Raw genomic sequence first — 22,321 nt, forward strand, 5'->3', positions numbered from 1 at the left:
AGCCTATTTCTTATTTTGCGATGCCGTTAAATATACCCCATGGCATATCTTTAACTATTTCAGGATTCGAAGGATCAGAAATATCTGCTATAATTATGCCGTTTTTGTAATCAGCAATATATGCATAATTTCCAGAAATGTTTATATATAGCGTAACATCTTTTGAGTTTATATGTCCTTTTTCCTGAATATTATTTATATCAGAAATATCAAATATTTTCATTCCATCCCATAAAGCAGCGACATATAAATAATTTCCGGAAATATTAAGTGAATATATATAATTGTCAAAAGATAAAGTGGTTATTTTTTCAATATTTGAAATATCAGAAATACTATAAATATCGATACTTTTATTTGCTAAAGCAGCATAAAGGTAATTATTATTTACATATATGTCTCTTATTGAATCATCTAAATCGATAATTTTTAGTAATTCTGGATTATTAATATCTTTAATATTAAAAATATATAAATGCTTATTATAATCACCCAAATATAAATAATCATCTTTAGCAAATACATTTCTAATATTTTCTGTTGTAGTAATCTTATTTATTATCGTTGGACTTCCAGGTATTGTTGTATCAAATATATATGTTTCCGTTGATAAATTTGTAACATATAATTTAGTTCCATCCATACTCAAATCAAATGTGGATTTTGATAGAGATGTTTGAGAAACAATGGTACTTTCTTCTGTATTTGAAATATCCAAGGTTTCTAATCCATTATAACCACCAGCAATATATGCAAAATCATCATAAAAAAGTATATTCTTTGGATATCCTGTTATATTTAATGTTTTTATAAATTCAGGATTTTTAGGATCTTCAACATTAAAAATCTTAATACCATCATATAGGTCTAAAGTAAATAAATAATTATCTTTAACACCTAAATTATATACAGCAGTTCCCAACATATAATGTGAAATCTCTTTTAGGTTATTAATATCTGAAATATCGACTATTTTTAGACCATCATCACCGGCAAGGTATAAAATGCTATTTTCCAGATAAAAGTCTTTATATGTACCCATTCCACCATATAAACCTATTTGTTTTATATTATCAATATCTGAAATATCATAAATTTTAACACCAGCATCGGAAGAAAATAGATAGTTTCCACTGATGTATAAATAAACTACATAGGTTCCCTCGTGTTTTAAAGTTGTTATTTGTTCAATATTTTCAGGATCAGAAATATCAATAACAACTATGCCATTTTGACTATCAGCAATAAATGCATAATTGTCTTTTACAGTTACATATTGACTATATCCGTCTGTATCAAAGTTAGTAATTTTCTCGACATTATTTATGTCAGAAATATCAAAAATTTCAATTCCTGAAGATCCTTCAGCAACAAAAGCATAATTGTCTTTAATAAAAATAGAATATGCAAGATCAGAAGTATTGAATTCCGTTAAAGATTTAATATTTTTGGGATCAGAGATATCAAAAATTTTTATACCTCCGTCTCCAGCTGCAATAAATAAAAGATTGTTTTTTACAAATAAATCACCACTGTAACCACCGAATATATAATCTTTCAATAATAGAGGTTTTTTAGGATCAGAGATATCGAAAACTGATAATAGATTGTTACCAACAGCGAAAATATAATTGTCTTTTTTATATAGATCAAATAATTCATGAGTTAACTCGAGATGTGATAATAAAGTAAGTTTAGAGGTATCGCTTACATCAAATAAATTAAGTCCATCATATCCAGCCAGCGCTAAAATTTCATAAGTGGGTTCTTCGTTTTCGGTATTATCAGAGGGTTTTTCTTCTGTTTGGACACATGCATACATAAAAAACATCATAGAAATAACTAATAAAACAACAAAAGGTTTTTTAAACATACTTTTCCCTCCTATAAATGATATTTATACATTCCAATTATAATATTATTTTAAAAATAAGTAAACGTCAATACAAATAAATTATAATTGATTATAGTTGTTTACAAATAATTAAATAATTATTATTAAAAAAAACAAATAGATGTATTTTTACCAGTAATATTTATTGCTTATATAAAATGATAAAAATAATATCAATATTAAATTGCATTTAAGAAAATTTGTAATAATTACCATTATTTACCAATAATATGAAATAAAATGGTTTAATAACCAAAAATAGACTTTATATATATTTTTTGAAGTTGTATAATAATAACGCAACATAATTATTACAAATTTTTGTTATAGGAGGGGGACAGATGAAAAAGGCAGTATTTATTTTAAGTTTATTGGTAGTTTTATCTATGGTATTTGTAGGATGTTTTCCAAAGCCTAAAGAGCCTATAAAATTGGAAGATGGTTATTATCTTTATTTTTCTAATAGCGAATGGAATTTTAGTTTAATTCCTGATTGGAAGTTTGTAAAACAGGATGATGGAACATATAAATTAGAAATTTCTGGTTTGGATTTAGCAGAAAATGTACCAGCACCTAAAAATGCTGAAAAAGTATGGTGGTGGAAAGTTGTTCAAATTACAGGAGATAATTCTATAGCTTACGGTGGATTTGAAAAAAATGATCCAAGTGTTCCAATGGATCCTGATATAGCAAAGAATATGGATAAGGTTGTATTTTATTTTGATCCTTCAGCAGATACAACAACAGATCACAAAACAATAGCAGGAGTTATGGGAGATAATACAAAAGATGCATCAACTATATATTTTGTTGGAAATCCAACAGGTTGGGATTTTGTTGAAATGACTAATGGTACTTATATAGTTGATACAACAAAAATATCTTCCAGAACAATATTTGGACCAGAAAATCCTATGGGATTCAAAATTTCTTTAGGTTATGATCATTGGGATAAAACAGATGAAGAAAAACCTTTTTTCTTTACACAAGGACATTATTATGGAGTTGGTACAGGAAACGAATATAAATATTTCACTGAAGGAAATTATGTAATGGGAGCAAAAGTTACATTTGATCCACATTTTTCAAAATTAACAGTTGAACCACTTGAAAATATTCCAACAATTTCTAGCGTGATAGATAAAATCGATTCTGAAGGTACAATAGAAGCAACTAGTGTGGGGGTAGTTAATTATAAGTACAGTACATATGTTTTTATTCAAGATTCCAGTCGAGGAATTGAAGTATATAAACCATATAATATAGAAGATTTGAAAGTTGGAGATCTTATATATGTAGAGGGCAGTGCAAAGAAATATGAAGATACTTACGAATATTCTTTAAGTAATTCAGCTACTGTTACAGTGTTAAAATCAAATATAATTTTAGATCCAGAAGATATTACAGGAATAGAAATAAAGGATAATTGGAATTATTATGGGAAATTAGTAAAATTTAAAGGGATATGTAAAGAAGCTGATGATAATTATGGCAATGCAACTTTTGAATCTGAAAATGCAACTATAGTTGTAAAAAATTATGTAGGAAAAGAATTTGTAGAAGGAATAAAATATACAATAACAGGTGTGGTTATGTATAATCATGACCAATTAAAAGTTGTTCCAAGAGAAACATCAGATATTGCAGCACCAGGTCAGATAATAATAGATGGTGATTTATCCGATTGGACAGATTATGCAACAAAAACAGTTCTTGATGATGCTGATGATGATAGTAAATGGGGAGAATCAAATGATATTAATTGGTTGGGATTTGCAAATGATGACGAATATTTATATATAGGTGCTAAATATAAGGCTTCAAGTAATGGATTTATTGTATATGTTTCAAAAGAAGGAGCTACCGGTGGAGCAACAGATATGAATTTTGGAGATTGGACAAGAAAGATTCAGACTCAAGATGGAACACCTATACATTTCTTTGTTGCTGCTTGGGAACATGGAGATCCTGGATTATGGACTGTCGAAAATTCAACAACCAAAACATATCATGGAGAATATATAACTGTAAAATCGAATAAAGATCCTGTAATGGAAGTAAAAATTAAATTATCCGATCTAGGTTTGTCAAAAGGAGATAAGATTAAATTTGTAGGAACAATTGTAGGTAGTAGTGATGATGCATCAGCTGGCGATACCACACCAGATAATCCATATCCAGATGGTTGGAATTGGAATGTACCTTTAACAATTGTTAATATGCAAGAATATACCGTTCAATAAATTCAATACATCCCCACCTCAATTTTGGGGTGGGTTTTTTTAAAGGAAGTGGAGGTGATTTTTTTGAGGAAAGTTTTAATTTTAATACTTTTTTCTATTTTTTTATTTTCTGGATGCTTAATGAATATTTTGGGATTATCTGTACCTGAAGGTTTATACGTTGGTTATGATGGAAATAACTGGATGCAGACGGATGATAAAACGCTTATAGAAAATAGTAAATTTGTTTATGATGCGAATTTAAAATTATATAAGGTAACAATAGATAAAGAAAAAATAAATTTTGGAGAAATCCAAAATAATGATTCAATATTTAAAATGGGATATTATAAGGTTTATTATGTAAAGAATGATGGCAATATTGCATCCAATAGTATTCCTATTTTAGAAACTGCTGCAACTGAAGATAAAATAACAATATATTTAGATCTTGAAAGATTAAGTGAAGGGAAATCCACAGGTATTGGCGATGATACAAAACTCAATATGGAATGGTATTTTGCAGGAACTCCAAATAATTGGACTCCTGAAAAAATGACAAAAAAAGATGATTATTTTGAAATTACAATAAACAAAACATATAATGCAAATGATAGTATTGAATACAAAATTCCACCATCTACAACATGGATGCCATGGCAGATGATTTTCAATGGTGAGGTGTATTCAGATTCATCTCAAAATCAAAGATATACATTTAAAAGCAATGTAAATGGTTTTACAGTTAAGTTTTATCCACTGATAGGTAAGGTTGATATTGTTGAATTAAAGGTTGGTGATTCTCAATGAAAAAAATCATGATCTATATTTTGTTGATTATTCCATTAATTGCGTTTTCTCAGGTGGGAATTAATGCTAATGTTGAAAGTTCGTGGACATATGATTTTGAAGCTTCACCAACTCAATTTTATTGGAATGGTATGAAATTTGATATTTATTTAAAACCAGATTCAACAAACTTTTTTGGCTCATTTAATTTGAATAGAGGTGATGACAATAATTATTATGTAACCGATGGAGAATTTGAATTTAAATTTGATTCCAATAAAATTACAACATTCTGGAAGAAGAAAAGCGTTAATACTACCGATTGGATTAATGCTTTCAATAATGAAAAAATTGGTGCTGTAAATGGTTTAAAAGCTAATTTTGATATATCGTTATTTTCTTTAGAAACATATTTAGTAAAAAGAGAAAGTGAAAATTCTTCTTTGTTTATTTCTCAAATTAGAGGAATACCTTTTGGACAACTTTATTATAGCTATATATATGGTAGGGAGTTTTATACAAAATATATTTATACAGATTGGAGAATGTTTGATTTTAATTTTACTCAGGATAATTTTCAATTATTGGGTGAATTTGGATATTCATATGAAAAAGGAGTTTTTTATTTAGAGGATAATTATTTTATTTTTCTTGGTAATAGGCTTAATTACAAAGATTTTGAGACTGCTGTTTATTTAAAATATTTATCTCCTGAATTTGATAAAAAATATCTTCCAGATAGTTTTAAACAAAACGTTTATGGAGAGGTAAAAGTAAAAAATATAGGAGTTTCTTCTGAAGTAAATTATTCTTTTGAAGATAATACACTTTCTTTTGATAAATTTAGTATTGATTATATAAAAAATTATTTAAAAATAAATGATTTTAATTATCTTTATGTTGGCCTGGCTAAAAATTTTGATTTAAACAAATCAGAAATAGCATTAAATTTACCATTTCATTTTAATAATATGTTTGATTTAACAGTTTCTGGTTATAAAAAGGGTATGGAAGATAATTGGTCTAATATAAAGAAATATTCAGATTTTGCTATTTCGGCAAACATGAAAGGTAATTTTATGAATACTTATTATAATTTATTGTATATTTTTGGAAATAAAAATGTTGAGATAGAAGATAGCGTGGTATATAGTGGAGGTTTTTCGGAAGTTCTATATGGTTCTGTTTCGAGAGGATTTGGAGACGTAAACTTTTTTATTAAGGGAATGTATATATATGGTGCAATAGAAAGATATAAAACATTATATGCCGAAGCTAAGTATACAGGTTTTTCAAATTCTGAGATTATTTTATCATTAGGCGACGGAAACTTTGGAGCAAGCAAAAATTTTTCAAAAAGAATCTCATTAACTGTAAAAACAGGATTTTAGGAGGTGTAATGGGTGAAAAGAATATATGTTATTTTAATTGTATTAATTATGGGTATTTCTGTTTTTTCAAAGATTTATATAGATAATAATATGGTTGTTTTTGAATATAAGGATATAACAGCATCTGCAGTTTATCTTGCAGGTAGCTTTAATAACTGGAATTCATCTGCTTTATTAATGAAAAAAGTAAATAATGGAGTATGGAGAATAGCAATAAAACTTTCTCCTGGTGAATATCAGTATAAATTTGTTATAAATGGAAGTGATTGGAAGGAAGACCCTGAAGCCCCGGGATATGTGCCTGATGGATTTGGTGGGAAAAATGGAGTTTTTACTTTAGTATTAGAAAATGGAACATTAAAAATCAAAAAAGCAGAAAAAGAGACAAATAATATATTATCTGGAGGATATAAGTTTAGTTTAAATTCTAAAATAGATAAGGATACTTTTTCGTTAAAAACTCCAGAAATAAATCATGAATTTATTTTAACAATTAATCCAGATAAAGGTAATATGAAATTTGAAGCAAATTTATATGCAGATAATACAAACTGGCAATTTAAATTAAAATCATTAAAGATAAATTGGGAAAACGAAAAATATCTCTTTGGAATATATAACAATGCAGCTTCTAATAATTTATGGAATTTTTATGAAGAAAATATAGAAAAAACGAATATAGGTTTTTATGGAGGAATAAAAACTTCTGTATTAGATATAACTCTTGATATTTATTCAAAAAATAACAATATTCAATATATGTTATTATCAAAAACAAGTATAGAAGACATAAATGGTTATTTTGGATATATTCCAGCTACAGATGATTCATCTATGAATATTTATGCAAGAGTTAAATACTTAAATATTGGTATTGAAGGGAAATATTCAGATTCCTTAGAATATGTAAAAGGAGATTATGAAAATGATGATCTTTATTTTGAAGGAATGTATGAATTTGATAAGAAAAATGTAGTTTTATATTCTGAGATATTATCTTTATCAAATATTTATACGGAATATAATACATCAGAAAAAACATATTTTGTAGAAGTTAATTTAAATATACCGGTTTTAAGTAATTTAAATGGTATTGGGAATTTACATTATGACAATGATGGAAATATAGGTTATAATGCAGGTATAAAATTGATTGAAGATGAAAATTCTGTAAGTATAACATTAGGACATAAATTTGATGAAGGTTTTAAAGATTATTATTTTATGTTTAATGCAAGTGCTGAATTCTAACCCCTGAAACATCAGGGGTTATTTTTTTGTTAAGGGACTGTTATTTAATATGCATATTGCTGTGAAGATTTTATTATTCACATTTTATATGTTATAATAATTGTAGAAAGAAGAACGGAGGTATTAAAGAATGAATGAACAAAAGATTGTAAATCTTTTGGGATTTGCTGCAAGGATGCGAAAAATAATATTTGGAAAAGATAATATAAGAGAATATATAAGAAATCCAAGAAAAAGATATAAGTTTATTGTTATTGCATCTGATACAGGTGAGTCTATAAAAGAAGATACAATAAAAAGATGTCAATCACATAGAGTTCCATATGTTCTTTTAAAAGATTTTACAAAGGAAACACTTGGTAAGTCTCTTGGAAGAGATGAAATCAGTGTTGTTGGAGTATTGGATGAGAATATAGTAAAAGGATTAATCGATGTAGCAAATGTTGGAGGTGATTCGAATGTCTAAGACACGAGTATATCAATTAGCCAAGGAATTTGGAAAGAATTCCAGAGAATTTCTAGAAGAATTAAGAGAATTGGGATATGATTTAAAAAGCCATATGTCATCACTTGAAAATAATGAGGTTGAGGCCATAAAAGAATATTTTGAAGAGAAGAAAAAGGAAGCAGAAGAAAAGAAGAAAGCTGAGAAAAAGAAACAGGAATCACAGCAATCAAAAGAAAAAAAGCATTTTAAAGAGAAAAAGGATTTTAAAAAAGATCATAAAAAGGATAAAAAGAATAAGAATAAAAATAAGAAGTTCAATAAAAATAATAAACCTGATTTTGTAAAAGAAGAAAAGAAAAATGAAGAGAAAAGCGAGGAAGAAGATATTAAAGAAGTAAAGATAACTAAATCAGAATTAAAGTTAGATATTCTTGCAAAAAAACTTGGGAAAGGTCAAAATGATATTATAAAAGCTTTCTTTATGAAAGGAAAGATATTGAGACCAGGGCAGGCTTTATCAGAATCTGAAGCAGAAGAGATTGCAATGATGTTTAATACATTGCTTGATATTGTTGAAGAAACAGCAGAAGTATCAGAATCAACTCCAGCAAATAAAGAAGGTAAAGTTGATCCAGAAGAAGAATTAAAGGAATTCTGGAAGAAGTTATATGAAGAAAAAGAGGATAAACTCGTTGAAAGAGCTCCAGTTGTTACTATTATGGGGCATGTTGATCATGGTAAGACAACTTTGCTTGATAATATTAGAAATACAAGGGTTGCTGAAAAAGAAGCTGGAGGAATTACGCAGTCTATAGGTGCTTATCAGGTAAATTATGAAGGAAGAAAAATTACATTTATTGACACTCCAGGACACGAAGCTTTTACAGAAATGAGAGCTCGTGGTGCTCAGGCTACAGATATTGTTGTGTTAATTATAGCTGCTGATGACGGTGTTATGCCTCAAACAATTGAAGCATATAATCACGCCAAAAATGCCAATGTTCCTATAATTGTGGCAATAAACAAGATAGATAAACCAAATGCAAATATTGAATTAACAAAACAGCAAATGGTTGCAAAATTAAATCTTATTCCAGAAGACTGGGGTGGAGATACAATTACAGTTCCTATTTCAGCTAAGGCTGGTCAGGGAATTGATGAATTGCTCGAAATGATTCTTCTGGTTGCAGAAATGCAGGAAATTAAATGTTATCCAGAGGGATTGGCAAGAGGAGTTATTATTGAAAGTAAACTCGATAAATTTCTTGGTCCTGTTGCAACTGCAATAATCAAAGATGGAAAATTAAAGGTTGGAGATTATTTTGTAGCTGGAAGTACATTTGGTAAGGTTAGAAGAATGATAGACCCAAATGGAAAGAATGTTAAGGTTGCAGGGCCATCTGATCCTGTGCAGATTTTGGGTTTTGAAGAAGTTCCTGATATGCATTCAATTCTTTATGGTGTGAAAACTTTACATGAAGCAAGAGAATATGTTGAAAAGAAGAAGGAATTAGAAGAAAAAACTGTTCAGAAAAGACATATACGTCTTGAAGATGCATTAAAAATGATGCAGGAAGAAGGAGAACAGAAGATATTAAATATTATTTTAAAAGCAGATACATTTGGATCTCTTGAAGCATTAAAGAATGCAATAGCTAAATTGCAAAATCCAGAAATTGAGTTACAGGTGATTCATGGCGGTATAGGTGCTATAACAAAGAGTGATGTTATGCTTGCAACAGCTTCAGATGCTGTTATTCTTGGATTCAGGGTTAAAGCAGATAGTAGCGCTGTAAAGTTTGCTGAACAGGAAAGAATTCAGATAAAGAGATATGATATAATCTTTAATTTAATAGATGATCTTAAAAAGGCATTACAGGGTATGCTTGAACCTGAAGAAAAAGAAGAGATTACAGGTTATGGTGAAGTTAAACAGGTATTTAGAATTAAAAAGGTTGGTAACATCGCCGGTATTCAATTAAAAGAAGGATATGTTGAAAGAGACGGTGGAGTAAGATTATATAGAGGCGGAAAGCTTGTATATGATGGAAAGCTTGAATCTTTGAGACATTATAAGGATGAAGTAAAGAGAATAGAAGCTCCAAAGGAATGTGGTGTAAAAATCCTTAATTTTGATGATATTAACGAAGGAGACGAAATGGAATTCTATAAATTTATTCAGGTTGAAAGAACACTTGAATTTGGAAAAAAGGAAGAAGAATAAAAAAATTAATAAATGCAGGGAAGTGATTTTATGAAAAAGCTTCTTTTAACGCTAATTTTATTTGTAAATGTGATGTTTTTTGGTTTTGAAACATTATTGCCTTCAGGAGAAGTATTAGATGAAGGGATTTTGAAAATTGATACAATCACTCCCGGAGTTGCAGCTATTAGATATGGGTTATTTGGAATTATGGAAGTTGGTGTTTCAACAAGCAATGGAGGAGCCTATATTAAAGTTGGAAGTAATAAGATGGGAGATCTTCCTCTGGCAGGTTCTGTTTCTTTTGGTTTTGAAGGTGTGGAAAGTGCCCACATAATAGGAAATATTTCTTATATAAGCGATTCGTTAAAACTATCTGTGGGGACAGACTATACACAAAAAATGGAAACAGAATTTAATGAAACAACACAGGAGCCGAAAACTATTATCGATTCATATTTCAATATTTTCGGAGGGTTAAATTATTTAATAAGTAGCGACGAAAAGACGGATAAGTTTTTAAATATTGAAGTAACAACAGGATTTAAAAGCAATGGAACTGAATATGGTATAGCTGGTTATATTTATGGAATTCAGTCATTTAAAAAGTTCTGGTTGTTTAATAAGGTAAATGTTTTTGGTGGATTGGCTGTGGTAAATCCATCAATTCCTCCAAATATTCTGGAAAATTTCAGAGTAGTTTTTGGACTGAATACAGAAATAAATCTATTTGGAAATAAATAAGCTCGCATTCATGCGAGCTTCTTTTAGTATGAGGGGGTATTGTTTATGAATGTTCCACTTTCTGATGCAAGTTTAACAGAAGAAGAAAAAAAGATATTATTAAATGTTTTTAGAAGAAAAAGATTGGCTTTGGGGTCATTTTTAAATAAATTTGAGGAAAAGATGAAAGAGTATTTTAATGTTGATTATGCCGTTGCTGTAAACAGCGGAACATCTGCTTTACATTTGATTTTAAGGTCATTGGGAATAAAGGAAAATGAAGGAATGATAGTTACGCCGTTTACATTTATAGCTTCATCAAATGTTGCCATGTTTGAAAGAGCACATCCTGTGTTTATTGATATTGATCCAGAAAATTATAATATTGATATTGAAAAGATAGAATTAACCCTTAATGATATAGATCATCCATTATGGAAAAGGATTAAAGGTTTAAAGGATATAACTTTTTTTATGGGGGTTGATATTTTTGGTCAACCTCTCGATTGGGATAGATTTTTTGAGTTGAATAAAAAATATAATTGGAAGGTTGTTGAAGATTCTTGTGAAGCTATTGGAGCAAAATACAAGGATAGAATGGTTGGAACACTTGGTGAAGCGGGGACGTTTGCTTTTTATCCTAATAAGCAGATTACTACCGGTGAAGGTGGTATGATTATTACCAATAATGAAGAGATAGCGAAGCTTTCAAGGTCTATGGCAAATCAGGGTCGCGGTGATTCATATGAATGGCTGGAACATGTTAGATTGGGGTATAATTATAGAATGGATGAATTATCAGCAGCTCTGGGATATGTTCAAATGAAGAGACTTGATGAAATACTGGAAAAAAGGGAAAATGTAGCAAAGAATTATTATGAATTATTTAAGGAAGAGGATAGAGTAATATTACCTCATGTTGAGGAATATACAACAAAGCCAAGCTGGTTTGTATTTGTGGTTCGTCTTTCCCTGGATTGGATTTCAAATTTTATTGATATTCCAGAATATATGAAAAGTTTTGATTTACCTTTGTATATTCCAGATAATGAAAGGGAATTATGGAAGAGCAAGATTTTGGAAATAAGGGAAATTACTTATGATATAATAAAACAATTAAATGCAGTTGGAATTCAGGCAAAAAACTATTTTTCTCCTGTGCATTTACAGAAGTTTTATAGGGATTTATATGGTTATGAATATGGTGATTATCCTGTAACTGAATTAATTTCATCGTTGACGATAGCTATTCCTTTTTATACTGAGCTTGATTTTGAAAAGCAGCAATATGTTGTGGAGAATTTTAGAAATATACTTAATAATTATTGAGATTTATACATTTTGAAAATTTTTTGTGTTGTTGATTGTTTCTCTTTGAGAATTTTCACCTGCTTGAATGAACTTTTTTATGAATGTTTTCTTAACTAATTTTCCAATAATTATGTATGGTTATTGGAAAACCTGATGTATAATAATTGAAATAGTTTGTAATTTCAGAAAATAAAAAATTAAAAAGGTGGAGAGTATGAAAAGAAAAGCACTTTTGATGGTTCTTGATTATATTATATTTTTTGTAAGTTATATAATAGCCCTATTTTTCAGATTTCAAACTGACTATGTTGAAATGGAAAAGTATATATTGCCGATATTTTTGTTTCCGGCAATAATGATTCTGGTTATGTATGTGAATAAAATATATGACCAGATATGGAGATTTGCTACTTTAAAGGAAATAAAGCCTATTGTATATTCAGCATTTACGGGATATCTTTTAAATTTTCTTGTTGTTGAGGCAATTAGAAGACTATTTTTTAAATCTTTTTCATTGCCTCTTACAGTAGGGTTTATAACTGCCCTTTTAGGAAGTATTCTGGTTATTGGGAGCAGGACATGGTGGTTTTCAAAGAATAAACATATAGAAAATCATTATCCTGATAATAGAAAGAATATTCTTATTATTGGTGCTGGTGAAGCCGGGGTTGAATTGCTGGATGAGTTTTTAAGAAATCCAGAAAATGGTGTTGTTAAAGGATTTTTGGATGATGATGAAATTAAGATTGGAAGATTAATAAGAGGGATTCCTGTTTTAGGGAAAACAAATAAAGTAATGGATTATGTTGAAAAGCTAAAAATAAATGAGGTTATAATTGCTATTCCTTCCGCAACATCAGAGGAATTAAAGAGGATTATTAGTAATATTGATACAAAACGAGTTAGATTAAAAACATTACCAGGTTTGTTTGAGATATTAAATAATAAAGTATCGTTGGGATTTTTAAGGGATGTTAATATAGAGGATTTGCTTGGTAGAAAGGAAATAAAGGTTAATTTTGATGAAATAGGTTTTTATATAACCAATAAAACTGTTTTGGTTACAGGTGCTGGCGGTAGTATTGGTTCTGAAATTTGTCGTCAGGTTGCAGCGTTAAATCCTGAGAAATTATTGATTTTAGGTCGTGGTGAAAATAGCATATTTAAAATAAACAGGGAATTAAAAGAAAAGTTCCCTAATTTAAAAGTTGTTGAAATTATCAGCGATGTAACCAATGAAGATAGAATGGAAGAGGTATTTAAAAGATTTTCGCCAGATGTTGTTTTTCATGCTGCCGCACATAAGCATGTTCCCTTAATGGAAAAGAACCCTTCTGAGGCTTTTAGGGTTAATTCATATGGGACTTATATACTCGCCAGGTTGTCAGATAAATATGATGTTTCACATTTTGTTTTTATTTCAACTGATAAGGCAATAAATCCAACATCTATTATGGGAAGTTCCAAACGACTTGGAGAAATAATAATCAGGTCTATTTCCAGAAGGTCAAAGACACATTTTGGAATTGTTAGATTTGGAAATGTTCTGGGAAGTAGAGGCAGCGTTGTGCCGATTTTTAAAGAACAAATAAAAAATGGTGGTCCTGTGACAGTTACACATCCAGATATGAAAAGATATTTTATGACTATACCTGAAGCTGTAGCATTGGTATTGCAAGCAGGAGCTTTTGCAAATAAGGGAGAAGTATTTGTGTTTGATATGGGAAAACCTATATCCATAGATTATCTTGCACGAGAGATGATAAGATTATCCGGGTATATTCCAGATCAGGATATTAAAATTGTCTATACAGGAATAAGGAATGGTGAAAAATTATATGAGGAATTATTTCTGGATTCTGAAGAGTTTTTAAAAACGCCAAATGATAGAATATATATTTTAAAAGAGAATAAGATTTTAAATGAGAAAGAATTAGATAATTTGATTTTAAAAATAGAAAGAACCTTTAAAGCTAATGATTTTAAACTTATGAATAGTATAATAAAAGAATATATTCCAGAGGCAACTGCAAAGGTTATAATAGATGTTGCATATTAAGGGGTGTTTAGATGCATTATTTAGGAGTTTTTTTCTTATCAATTATAATTACATATATAATGATTCCAGTTGCAAAGAACATGGGGATAGTGGATAAACCAGATGAAACTTTGAAGATTCATGAGAAAGCAACACCATATCTTGGAGGATTGGCAATATATCTTTCCAGCATATTTTTTATACATGATTTAAAATTTGTATTTTTCAGTTCTCTTCTGATGTTTCTTGGATTAATAGACGATATAAAAGATGTATCCCCAAAAATTCGTTTATTAGTAGAATTTGTAATAATTATCGCAACACTTATTCCCTTTTATTCTACTATAGGCATTATTTATTTCTTCTTGCTTATAATACTTGGTGTAGCCTTGATTAATGCAGTTAATATGATTGATGGAATGGATGGAATATGTGGAGGAAATACATTATTTGTTATTTTGTTTTTAAGCATTATTTCCAAACAATACGATTATATATTTATAGTTGCGGCAATAGCAGGATTTTTAATCTTTAATTTTTATCCAGCTAAGATATTTCTTGGTGATGCAGGTTCGTATTTTCTTGCATATACCATATTTTATTTGATGGTAATTATGACCAATAATCATGGATTTGGCGGATTTGCAATTTCTGTGATTGTTTCAGCATTGTTTTATACCGATTTGTTTTTCAGTTTTTTAAGGAGAATTCTCAATCACCGTTCTCCATTTTCCGGGGATAGGGATCATATATATGATAAAATAAAAAAGAGATATAAAATATCTGTTAAAACAACAGCAATAATAACCTATGTTTTTTCATTTTTATTTGGTATAATTGGTATCATCAGCTGGGACTATCCATATTTAGGCGTAAGTTTAGCCTTTTTGGAGTACCTATTTTTGGGAATATACTTTAAGTTATATTCCTACGATTAATGGAGGTAAAATATGGCTGTTTTATATGGAATCGACGGTTCATATTTTGAATTAAAACCGGGGATTATGAAAAAATTCTGGTTTTCAGATTCAATAGATGAAGATGTAGAAGAAAGGTATATATTTTCAATAAATGCAAAAACAGGGGATTATTATTGGAATCCCATGGAGTTTAGTGTGGAAATTCCTGATACCATTGATGTTGAAATTGAGTATATCCCCATGATTCTTACAATGTTCAGATTAAATAAATTCTTTAAAAATAAAATGAAAAATATGATATCTTTTGTATCAACAGATTCATTAACGCTTACTGAAAGTGTGATAAATCATGAACTATTAATATATATATTAAATGAGAGTATAGATTTTTCAGCAATATATTTAAATAAAGTTGGAAAGTATTATGAACATCACTTTATTTTTTCAAGATATGATTATCAAAGTATTTTTGATATTTCAGTAAAAGCAACGATGACAGAAATAAAGAGATTTTATAAAGCGTTAATATATGAATTTAATAAATTTAGAACAAATGTTTTGCCTGAAATAATAAATCAGGAGAATTTTCTTAAACAGATTTCTGAAAGAATTAAAGTTATTGGATATAATGAGTTAAAAAATATTGAAGATAATTCATTCCAGCTTTATAATATAAAAAATATTCAGGATTATATAGGGCTTAATGAGCCATATGAATCTCTAAGAGCTTTTTCTAATTTTATTGCTGAGATGAAAAAGGATAAGGTAAAGGTTGAAGATGAAGAAGATGATGATGTTGATATTGAAATATTTATAGACAATGAAGATGATGAGAATGAGAATTTATGGGAGATAATTGAAGAAATCGAAGAAGAAATAAAGAGTTTACTTGAAGCAGAAGAGACAAAAAGTCAATTGAGAAATGCTGATTATTCTAAATTAAATAGAGATGAAAAGATAGATGAAATTTATTCTGAAATAAAAAGAAGTTATTCTATATTTAATAATAAAATAGAAGTAAATAATCCAATAGAAAAAGAAGAAAAACTCTTAAAGAGTTTAATATTGATATATGGAATAGAGGCAATTGTTGAATTGAAGGATAGGCTTAAAGATGATTTTAAGCATATTTCGGTTGAAGAGATTCTGGATAATTATTTAAAAAATTCAGAAGAAGGCAAAATAATGGAGTATAAAAAATGGTATAAGGATGTATTAAAAAATCTTGGAAGAAATCTAAAACAAATAAAATAAACCCGTAAGGGTTTATTTTATTTGAATAATAAATTTTAAACAGGGGGTAATTAGAAAGTGGCAACTAAAAACTATTTTTCACCAGAAGAAATTAACCCACAAAATCCAGTATTTTCAAGGATCAGAACAACTATTGAAACAGCTTTTTTTAGAAACAACGTGGTAAAGGTAGATTCGCCAAAAGAAGCATATAAGCTTGCTAAAAATTCTCCCGGGACAATTATAACAGATTTAAATGTTTATAAACCTGAGTTATTGGCTCTTGATGAAGGCGCCAAGATTTTAATTTTTAATGATGGAGCTGTAACAGGTAGATATGCAGCTGGTAGAAGAATTGTTGGAGAGCCAGATGTTGATGTTGAAAAATATGCAGAAATAATTAGAGAGGCTGTATATAATACAAGATTTAGAAAAATGTATCATGCAATTTCATTTACAGGTTTACATGAAGATTTTATTATAAAAAATCATCTTTTAATTCCTGAAGGGCATGAAAATATATTATATAATTGGTTATTAAACTTCCAACCATTTACAGTAGAATTCATAAAAATATATGAAAATTCCGTTGTTTTAAATGAAGGAGATGTATATATCTTTTCAGATCCAGATTGGAAACATCCAGATTTTCCTCTTGGATTATCCTTCTTTGATCCTGAACATAATTGTGCAGCAATACTTGGTATGAGATACTTTGGTGAATTTAAGAAAGGAACTTTAACATTGGGTTGGGGCATTGCAAATAGAAATGGTTACGCTTCCTGTCATGGCGGATTGAAAAAATATACTTTAAAGGATAATGAAAGTTATGTTGCAGCATTTTTTGGACTCTCAGGTTCGGGAAAATCAACATTAACTCATGCAAAGCACAATGGAAAATATGATATAACAATATTACACGATGATGCTTTTGTAATTTCAATGGCTGATGGATCATCGATATCACTTGAACCTTCATATTTTGATAAAACAGCGGATTATCCTGTAAGTTCTGAAGATAATAAATATCTTTTAACTATACAGAACTGTGGTGCAACTATAGATAATCAGGGTAGAGTAATTCCTGTTATGGAAGATATTAGAAATGGCAATGGAAGAGCTTTAAAATCAAAATTATGGTCACCCAATAGAGTATATAAGATAGATGATCCTATAAATGCTATTTTCTGGTTAATGAAGGATCCTGTATTACCACCTATTTTGAAAGTAACAGATCCTGTTCTTGCATCAACGCTTGGAGCAACTCTTGCAACAAAGAGAACATCTGCGGAGAAATTAGCTGAAGGTGTAGATCCAGATGCATTGGTATTTGAACCATATGCAAATCCATTTAGAACATATCCATTATCCGACGATTATTATAGCTTTAAAAAATTATTTGAAAAGGGAGTAGATTGCTATATTCTCAATACAGGACATTTCCTTGATAAAAAGATAACCAAGGAAGTAACCCTATCCATTATTGAAAATATTGTTGATGGAAAGGCTGAATTCAAGGAATGGGCAAATGGAATAGAGATAATGGAAATTGAAGGGTATACCCCTGATATGACAGATAAGGAATATGTGGAAAACTTTATAGCTTCAATGCAGAGAAGAATAGATTTTATTAATTCAAGGGAAACAGAAAAAGGTGGAAGGGATAAATTACCTTCAGAATGTAAGGAATCAATTGAAGATATTATAAATCAATGCAGAAGAAATAAAAAGGATATATTGGAGGGATAAATGGAACCGTTAGCAATATTTATTACGTTTACTAATTTTTTTGTAAGTTTTTTTAAGTCCTATTTTAAACCATTAATTCCATTTTTTATGGAGTATTTTAATATAAATGAACCAAAAATATTTGTGATGATGGCGTCAATTTTGACGCTATCATCTTCTTTTAGCCAGATATTTTTTGGATATATTTCTGATAAATCTGAAAGAAAGTTGATATTATTGTATATATCGGTTATAGTAACCATGACACCTATCTTCTTTTTGGGATATGTCAAATCAATATGGCTATTATTTTTAATATTTTTCCTTGGGTATATGGGAAGTGCAGCACAGGAACCTTTAGGAGCAGGTATAAGTGGAACAATTGGTAAAGGGAAAAGTACTACGCTTGCAATATTTATGGTTGGTGGAACATTTGGCTATGCGCTTGGACCTGTGTTTATAACATATTTTGTTACTCATTATAATTTAAAAAATTTATTGTATATAGGATTAATAGGGATTATTTTATACACAATACTCTTTTATTTTGCTTATAATTATTTTAAATCTCATCATCATTTAAAGCCTAAAAATAAAAAAACACGATTTTTTGAGAGTTTTAAAGGTTTTAAATATATTTATCCAATATGGTTATTAACAGTGCATAGGGCATTTATCAGTATAATGTTCAGGTCATATGTACCTATAAAGTCAAGAATGCTCGGTTATGATTTAACTGTTGGAGGATTGCTTGTAACTCTTGGATTTCTTGCAGGAACATTTTCCAATTTATTAGGAGCAAAATTAGAAGAAAAAACCAATGTAAGATTTGTTAATTTATTATATTTTTCAGCGTTTTCAATACTGGTATTTTTATTTTCAACATCTACAAATATATGGGTTTTATCAATATCTTATATATTGGCAGATGCTTTTATGTTTTTAACAATGTCTGTTAATGTGCATTATGCGCAACAGTTGTTGCCAGAAAACAAGAGTTTTGCTTCTGGTGCATTAATGGGGTTTACAAGAGCTGTTGGAAATGTATTAATTACAGTATATACCTTCTTTTTTGGTAATAATGTCCCTTTTGTTTTAAATAGCTTATGGATATTTGGAATTCTGGGAATATTAATAACAATTATCTTAATTCGTCCCCAACCGGATAGTAAGTAATTAAAAAAGGCTCTTCAATTTGAAGAGCCTTTTTATTATATTTAATTTATGATCATGGATAAATTCCTCTTAATTTTGTAGCTGTAGCTACTCTTTCAATAGCAATTACATATGCAGCTGATCTCATATCTGTATTGTATTTTTCCATTGTTCTAATTGTTGACCAGAATGCATTTTTCATCTTTTTGTGTAATGCTTCTCTAACATCTTCTAATTCCCAGAAGTAGTGTTGTAATCCCTGTACCCATTCAAAGTATGATACTGTAACTCCTCCTGAGTTTGCAAGGAAGTCAGGAACAATTAATACGCCTTTTTCGTTTAATATTTCATCTGCTTCTGGTGTGATAGGTCCGTTAGCACCTTCAACGATTAATTTTGCTTTTACATCTTTTGCATTCTTTTCTGTGATTACATTTTCAATTGCAGCTGGGATTAAAATATCAACATCTAAAGTTAATAATTCGTCATTTGATATCTTTTTGAAGTTTACTTCTCCTTCGTAATCATCTAATCTTGCTTTTCTTGCTGAGATGTAATCCATAATATCTTTTATTTCTGCAGGTGTGAATCCATCTTCTTTGTAAACACCTGTTGAAGAGTCACTAAATGCAACAACTTTCATTCCTAATTCTTCAGCTGTTAATAATGCAGCGTATGAACCAACGTTACCAAAACCGTGAATAGCAACTGTTAATTGATCATTTTTCTTGTTGATTTTTCCTTTTTCTCTCATGTATTCTACAGCTTCTTCAACACATACTCTAACACCTCTACCTGTTGCTTCAGTTCTACCCATTGAACCACCAATATCAAGTGGTTTTCCTGTAACAATACCAAGAACTGAATGGCCAACATTCATTGAGTATGTGTCCATGTACCAAGCCATTATTTGTGGATTTGTGTTTACGTCTGGAGCTGGAATATCTCTGTCTTCTCCAATTATAACCTGAATTTCTGAGAAGAATCTTCTTGATAATCTTTCTAATTCACCGTCTGATAATTCCTTAGGATTTACTGTAACTCCACCTTTACCTCCACCGTAAGGAATATCAACAACTGCAGCTTTCCATGTCATCCAGAATGCTAAAGCTCTAACTTCATCAAGAGTTACATCCTGGTGATATCTAATTCCACCTTTAGCAGGTCCTCTTGCGATGTTGTGCTGTACCCTGTGTCCTGTAAATACTCTTATTGAACCGTCGTCCATTTTAACCGGGAAGTTAACTGTTAATTCCCTTTTTGGTTTTGAAAGTACTGCCTGTAAATCTGGGTCTAAATCCATTACTTTACATGCTTTATCAAATTGTTTCAATGCATTATCAAATAAGCTCATGCCTGCACCCTCCTCGGAAGATAAAATAACTTACACCTTAATTTTAAATTTTTTTCTCAAATAAAACAACCTCCATAAGACTAACTTCCAGTCGTATATTACTATTTATTATTAATTACATATAAAAATCTCGTTTGATTATATAATATGAAAAAATTTTCACGAAATTTTTTTCTCAGTATTTATTCTTAGTATTTTAATATATATGTTAAAATTGAGAGTTTATTCATTGATAAATATATATTATTAGGGAGAACGTTATATTATGATACATTACATATCTTTATTTTTATAGTTTTTTTTGATATAATCTTTATGTATATTAAGAAATCATAATATACCATTCCACAAAGGAGGATTCCAGAATGAAAGTATTGGTTATAAACTCAGGTAGTTCATCTATTAAGTATCAGCTTCTTGACATGAACACAGAAGAAGTATTATCAAAAGGTTTAGTAGAAAGAATAGGTATAAACGGGTCAAGAATCGTTCATAGGATCAATGGAGAAAAGCACATTTTGGAAGAAGAAATTCCAGATCATGAAGTTGGATTAAAAAGAGTTTTAGAATTATTAACTTCTGAAAAATACGGTGTTTTAAAGGATTTAAAAGAAATAGATGCTGTTGGTCATAGGGTAGTTCACGGTGGAGAAAGATTTGCATCTTCAGTAAAAATAACAGATGAAGTTTTAAAGACTATAGAAGCTTTATCTTTCTTAGCTCCTTTACACAATCCAGCAAATATTATGGGTATAAAATCTGCAATGAAATTATTACCAGGAGTTCCACAGGTAGGAGTATTTGATACAGCATTCCATCAAAAAATGCCAGCAAAAGCTTATTTATACGCTATTCCTTATGAATATTATGAAAAATATAAAATTAGAAGATATGGTTTCCATGGAACAAGTCATAGATATGTATCCAAAAGAGCTGCAGAAATTCTTGGAAAGCCATATAATGAATTGAAGATTATAACTGTACACGTTGGAAATGGTGCTTCAGTTGCAGCTGTAAATAAGGGTGTTTCTGTAGATACATCAATGGGTTTCACTCCGTTAGAAGGTCTTGTTATGGGAACAAGAAGTGGAGATATCGATCCAGCTATTGTTGAATTTTTAGAAAAAGAAGAAGGTTTAAGTGCCAAAGAAGTTGTTAATATCTTAAATAAGAAGAGCGGTGTTTTAGGATTAACAAAAGGATTTAGCAGTGATATGAGAGATATTGAAGATAATGCAATTGAAGGAGATCCTGTATGTAGATTGGCTTTTGATGTTTATGAATATAGAATTGCAAAGTATATTGGTGCATATGCTGCAGCAATGAATGGAGTAGACGCAATTGTATTTACAGCTGGTGTAGGTGAAAATTCACCTATTATGAGAGAAGAAATTATCGAGAATTATCTTGGTTATCTTGGAATTACTATAGATAAGGAAGCTAATAATATAAGAGGAGAAGAAAAGATTATTTCAACTCCAGATTCAAAGGTTGTTGCTATGGTTGTTCCAACAAATGAAGAATTAATGATTGCAAGAGATACAAAAGAAATTATTGAAAAAGGATTAGATGAATTAAAATTATAACGAATTTTCTTTATTAACAAGAGGGAGAGATCCCTCTTGTTATTTTTTTGAAAAAGTTTTATAATTTAATTATAA

At 29.4% G+C, this 22,321-nt stretch carries 16 protein-coding genes; 14 read left to right on the plus strand and 2 right to left on the minus strand.

What is annotated here, in order from left to right; genetic code table 11:
* Positions 1 to 10 precede the first annotated feature (10 nt).
* Positions 11 to 1,873 carry an LVIVD repeat-containing protein gene (locus XO11_RS06495; RefSeq protein ID WP_175418390.1) on the minus strand — a complete coding sequence of 621 codons (1,863 nt, stop codon included), beginning with the start codon at positions 1,871 to 1,873 and terminating at the stop codon, positions 11 to 13.
* A gap of 362 nt (positions 1,874 to 2,235) precedes the next feature.
* Here XO11_RS06495 and XO11_RS06500 point away from each other — a divergent pair, with 362 nt between their 5' ends.
* The 13 genes from XO11_RS06500 to XO11_RS06560 all read left to right on the plus strand — a co-directional run bounded on the left by XO11_RS06500 (position 2,236) and on the right by XO11_RS06560 (position 19,327).
* Positions 2,236 to 4,137 (plus strand): hypothetical protein, encoded by a 1,902-nt coding sequence (locus XO11_RS06500; RefSeq protein ID WP_175418391.1) that lies wholly within the window; start codon positions 2,236 to 2,238, stop codon positions 4,135 to 4,137.
* A gap of 63 nt (positions 4,138 to 4,200) precedes the next feature.
* On the plus strand, positions 4,201 to 4,926 hold the full coding sequence (locus XO11_RS06505; protein WP_014296812.1) for a hypothetical protein: 726 nt from the start codon (positions 4,201 to 4,203) through the stop codon (positions 4,924 to 4,926).
* Positions 4,923 to 6,296 (plus strand): hypothetical protein, encoded by a 1,374-nt coding sequence (locus XO11_RS06510; protein ID WP_014296813.1) that lies wholly within the window; start codon positions 4,923 to 4,925, stop codon positions 6,294 to 6,296. Before XO11_RS06505 ends, XO11_RS06510 begins: the two co-directional genes overlap by 4 nt.
* Before the next feature lie 12 nt (positions 6,297 to 6,308).
* Positions 6,309 to 7,547, plus strand: coding sequence for an isoamylase early set domain-containing protein (locus tag XO11_RS06515; protein WP_175418392.1), 1,239 nt, complete (start codon positions 6,309 to 6,311; stop codon positions 7,545 to 7,547).
* A 130-nt stretch (positions 7,548 to 7,677) separates the two neighbouring features.
* Positions 7,678 to 8,013, plus strand: a complete 336-nt coding sequence (locus XO11_RS06520) for a ribosomal L7Ae/L30e/S12e/Gadd45 family protein (protein ID WP_014296815.1) — start codon at positions 7,678 to 7,680, stop codon at positions 8,011 to 8,013.
* Positions 8,006 to 10,219 carry a translation initiation factor IF-2 gene (infB, locus tag XO11_RS06525; RefSeq protein WP_014296816.1) on the plus strand — a complete coding sequence of 738 codons (2,214 nt, stop codon included), beginning with the start codon at positions 8,006 to 8,008 and terminating at the stop codon, positions 10,217 to 10,219. Before XO11_RS06520 ends, infB begins: the two co-directional genes overlap by 8 nt.
* A 30-nt stretch (positions 10,220 to 10,249) precedes the next feature.
* A complete protein-coding gene (locus XO11_RS06530) occupies positions 10,250 to 10,942 on the plus strand; it encodes a hypothetical protein (RefSeq protein ID WP_014296817.1) in 693 nt (230 codons plus the stop codon).
* A gap of 45 nt (positions 10,943 to 10,987) precedes the next feature.
* Entirely contained in the window at positions 10,988 to 12,250 is a 1,263-nt protein-coding gene (locus XO11_RS06535) for a DegT/DnrJ/EryC1/StrS aminotransferase family protein (protein ID WP_075780626.1), read from the plus strand.
* Positions 12,251 to 12,446: 196 nt separating this feature from the next.
* Positions 12,447 to 14,291, plus strand: a complete 1,845-nt coding sequence (locus XO11_RS06540; protein WP_175418393.1) for a nucleoside-diphosphate sugar epimerase/dehydratase — start codon at positions 12,447 to 12,449, stop codon at positions 14,289 to 14,291.
* An 11-nt stretch (positions 14,292 to 14,302) separates the two neighbouring features.
* The gene (locus XO11_RS06545; protein ID WP_014296820.1) at positions 14,303 to 15,208 is read left to right on the plus strand and encodes a glycosyltransferase family 4 protein; all 906 of its coding nucleotides are present in this window, start codon (positions 14,303 to 14,305) and stop codon (positions 15,206 to 15,208) included.
* A gap of 12 nt (positions 15,209 to 15,220) precedes the next feature.
* A complete protein-coding gene (locus XO11_RS06550; RefSeq protein ID WP_014296821.1) occupies positions 15,221 to 16,444 on the plus strand; it encodes a hypothetical protein in 1,224 nt (407 codons plus the stop codon).
* Positions 16,445 to 16,501: 57 nt separating this feature from the next.
* A complete protein-coding gene (locus tag XO11_RS06555; protein WP_175418394.1) occupies positions 16,502 to 18,172 on the plus strand; it encodes a phosphoenolpyruvate carboxykinase (ATP) in 1,671 nt (556 codons plus the stop codon).
* Positions 18,173 to 19,327 carry an MFS transporter gene (locus XO11_RS06560; RefSeq protein WP_014296823.1) on the plus strand — a complete coding sequence of 385 codons (1,155 nt, stop codon included), beginning with the start codon at positions 18,173 to 18,175 and terminating at the stop codon, positions 19,325 to 19,327.
* 52 nt (positions 19,328 to 19,379) lie between these two features.
* Here the strand turns inward: XO11_RS06560 and XO11_RS06565 are convergent, their stop codons facing one another.
* A complete protein-coding gene (locus XO11_RS06565) occupies positions 19,380 to 20,660 on the minus strand; it encodes a Glu/Leu/Phe/Val dehydrogenase (protein WP_014296824.1) in 1,281 nt (426 codons plus the stop codon).
* Between the two features lie 365 nt (positions 20,661 to 21,025).
* Here XO11_RS06565 and ackA point away from each other — a divergent pair, with 365 nt between their 5' ends.
* A complete protein-coding gene (ackA, locus tag XO11_RS06570) occupies positions 21,026 to 22,246 on the plus strand; it encodes an acetate kinase (protein ID WP_014296825.1) in 1,221 nt (406 codons plus the stop codon).
* The last annotated feature ends 75 nt before the right edge of the window (positions 22,247 to 22,321 follow it).

This window comes from Marinitoga sp. 1138 (assembly GCF_013363265.1).
GTDB lineage: Bacteria > Thermotogota > Thermotogae > Petrotogales > Petrotogaceae > Marinitoga > Marinitoga piezophila.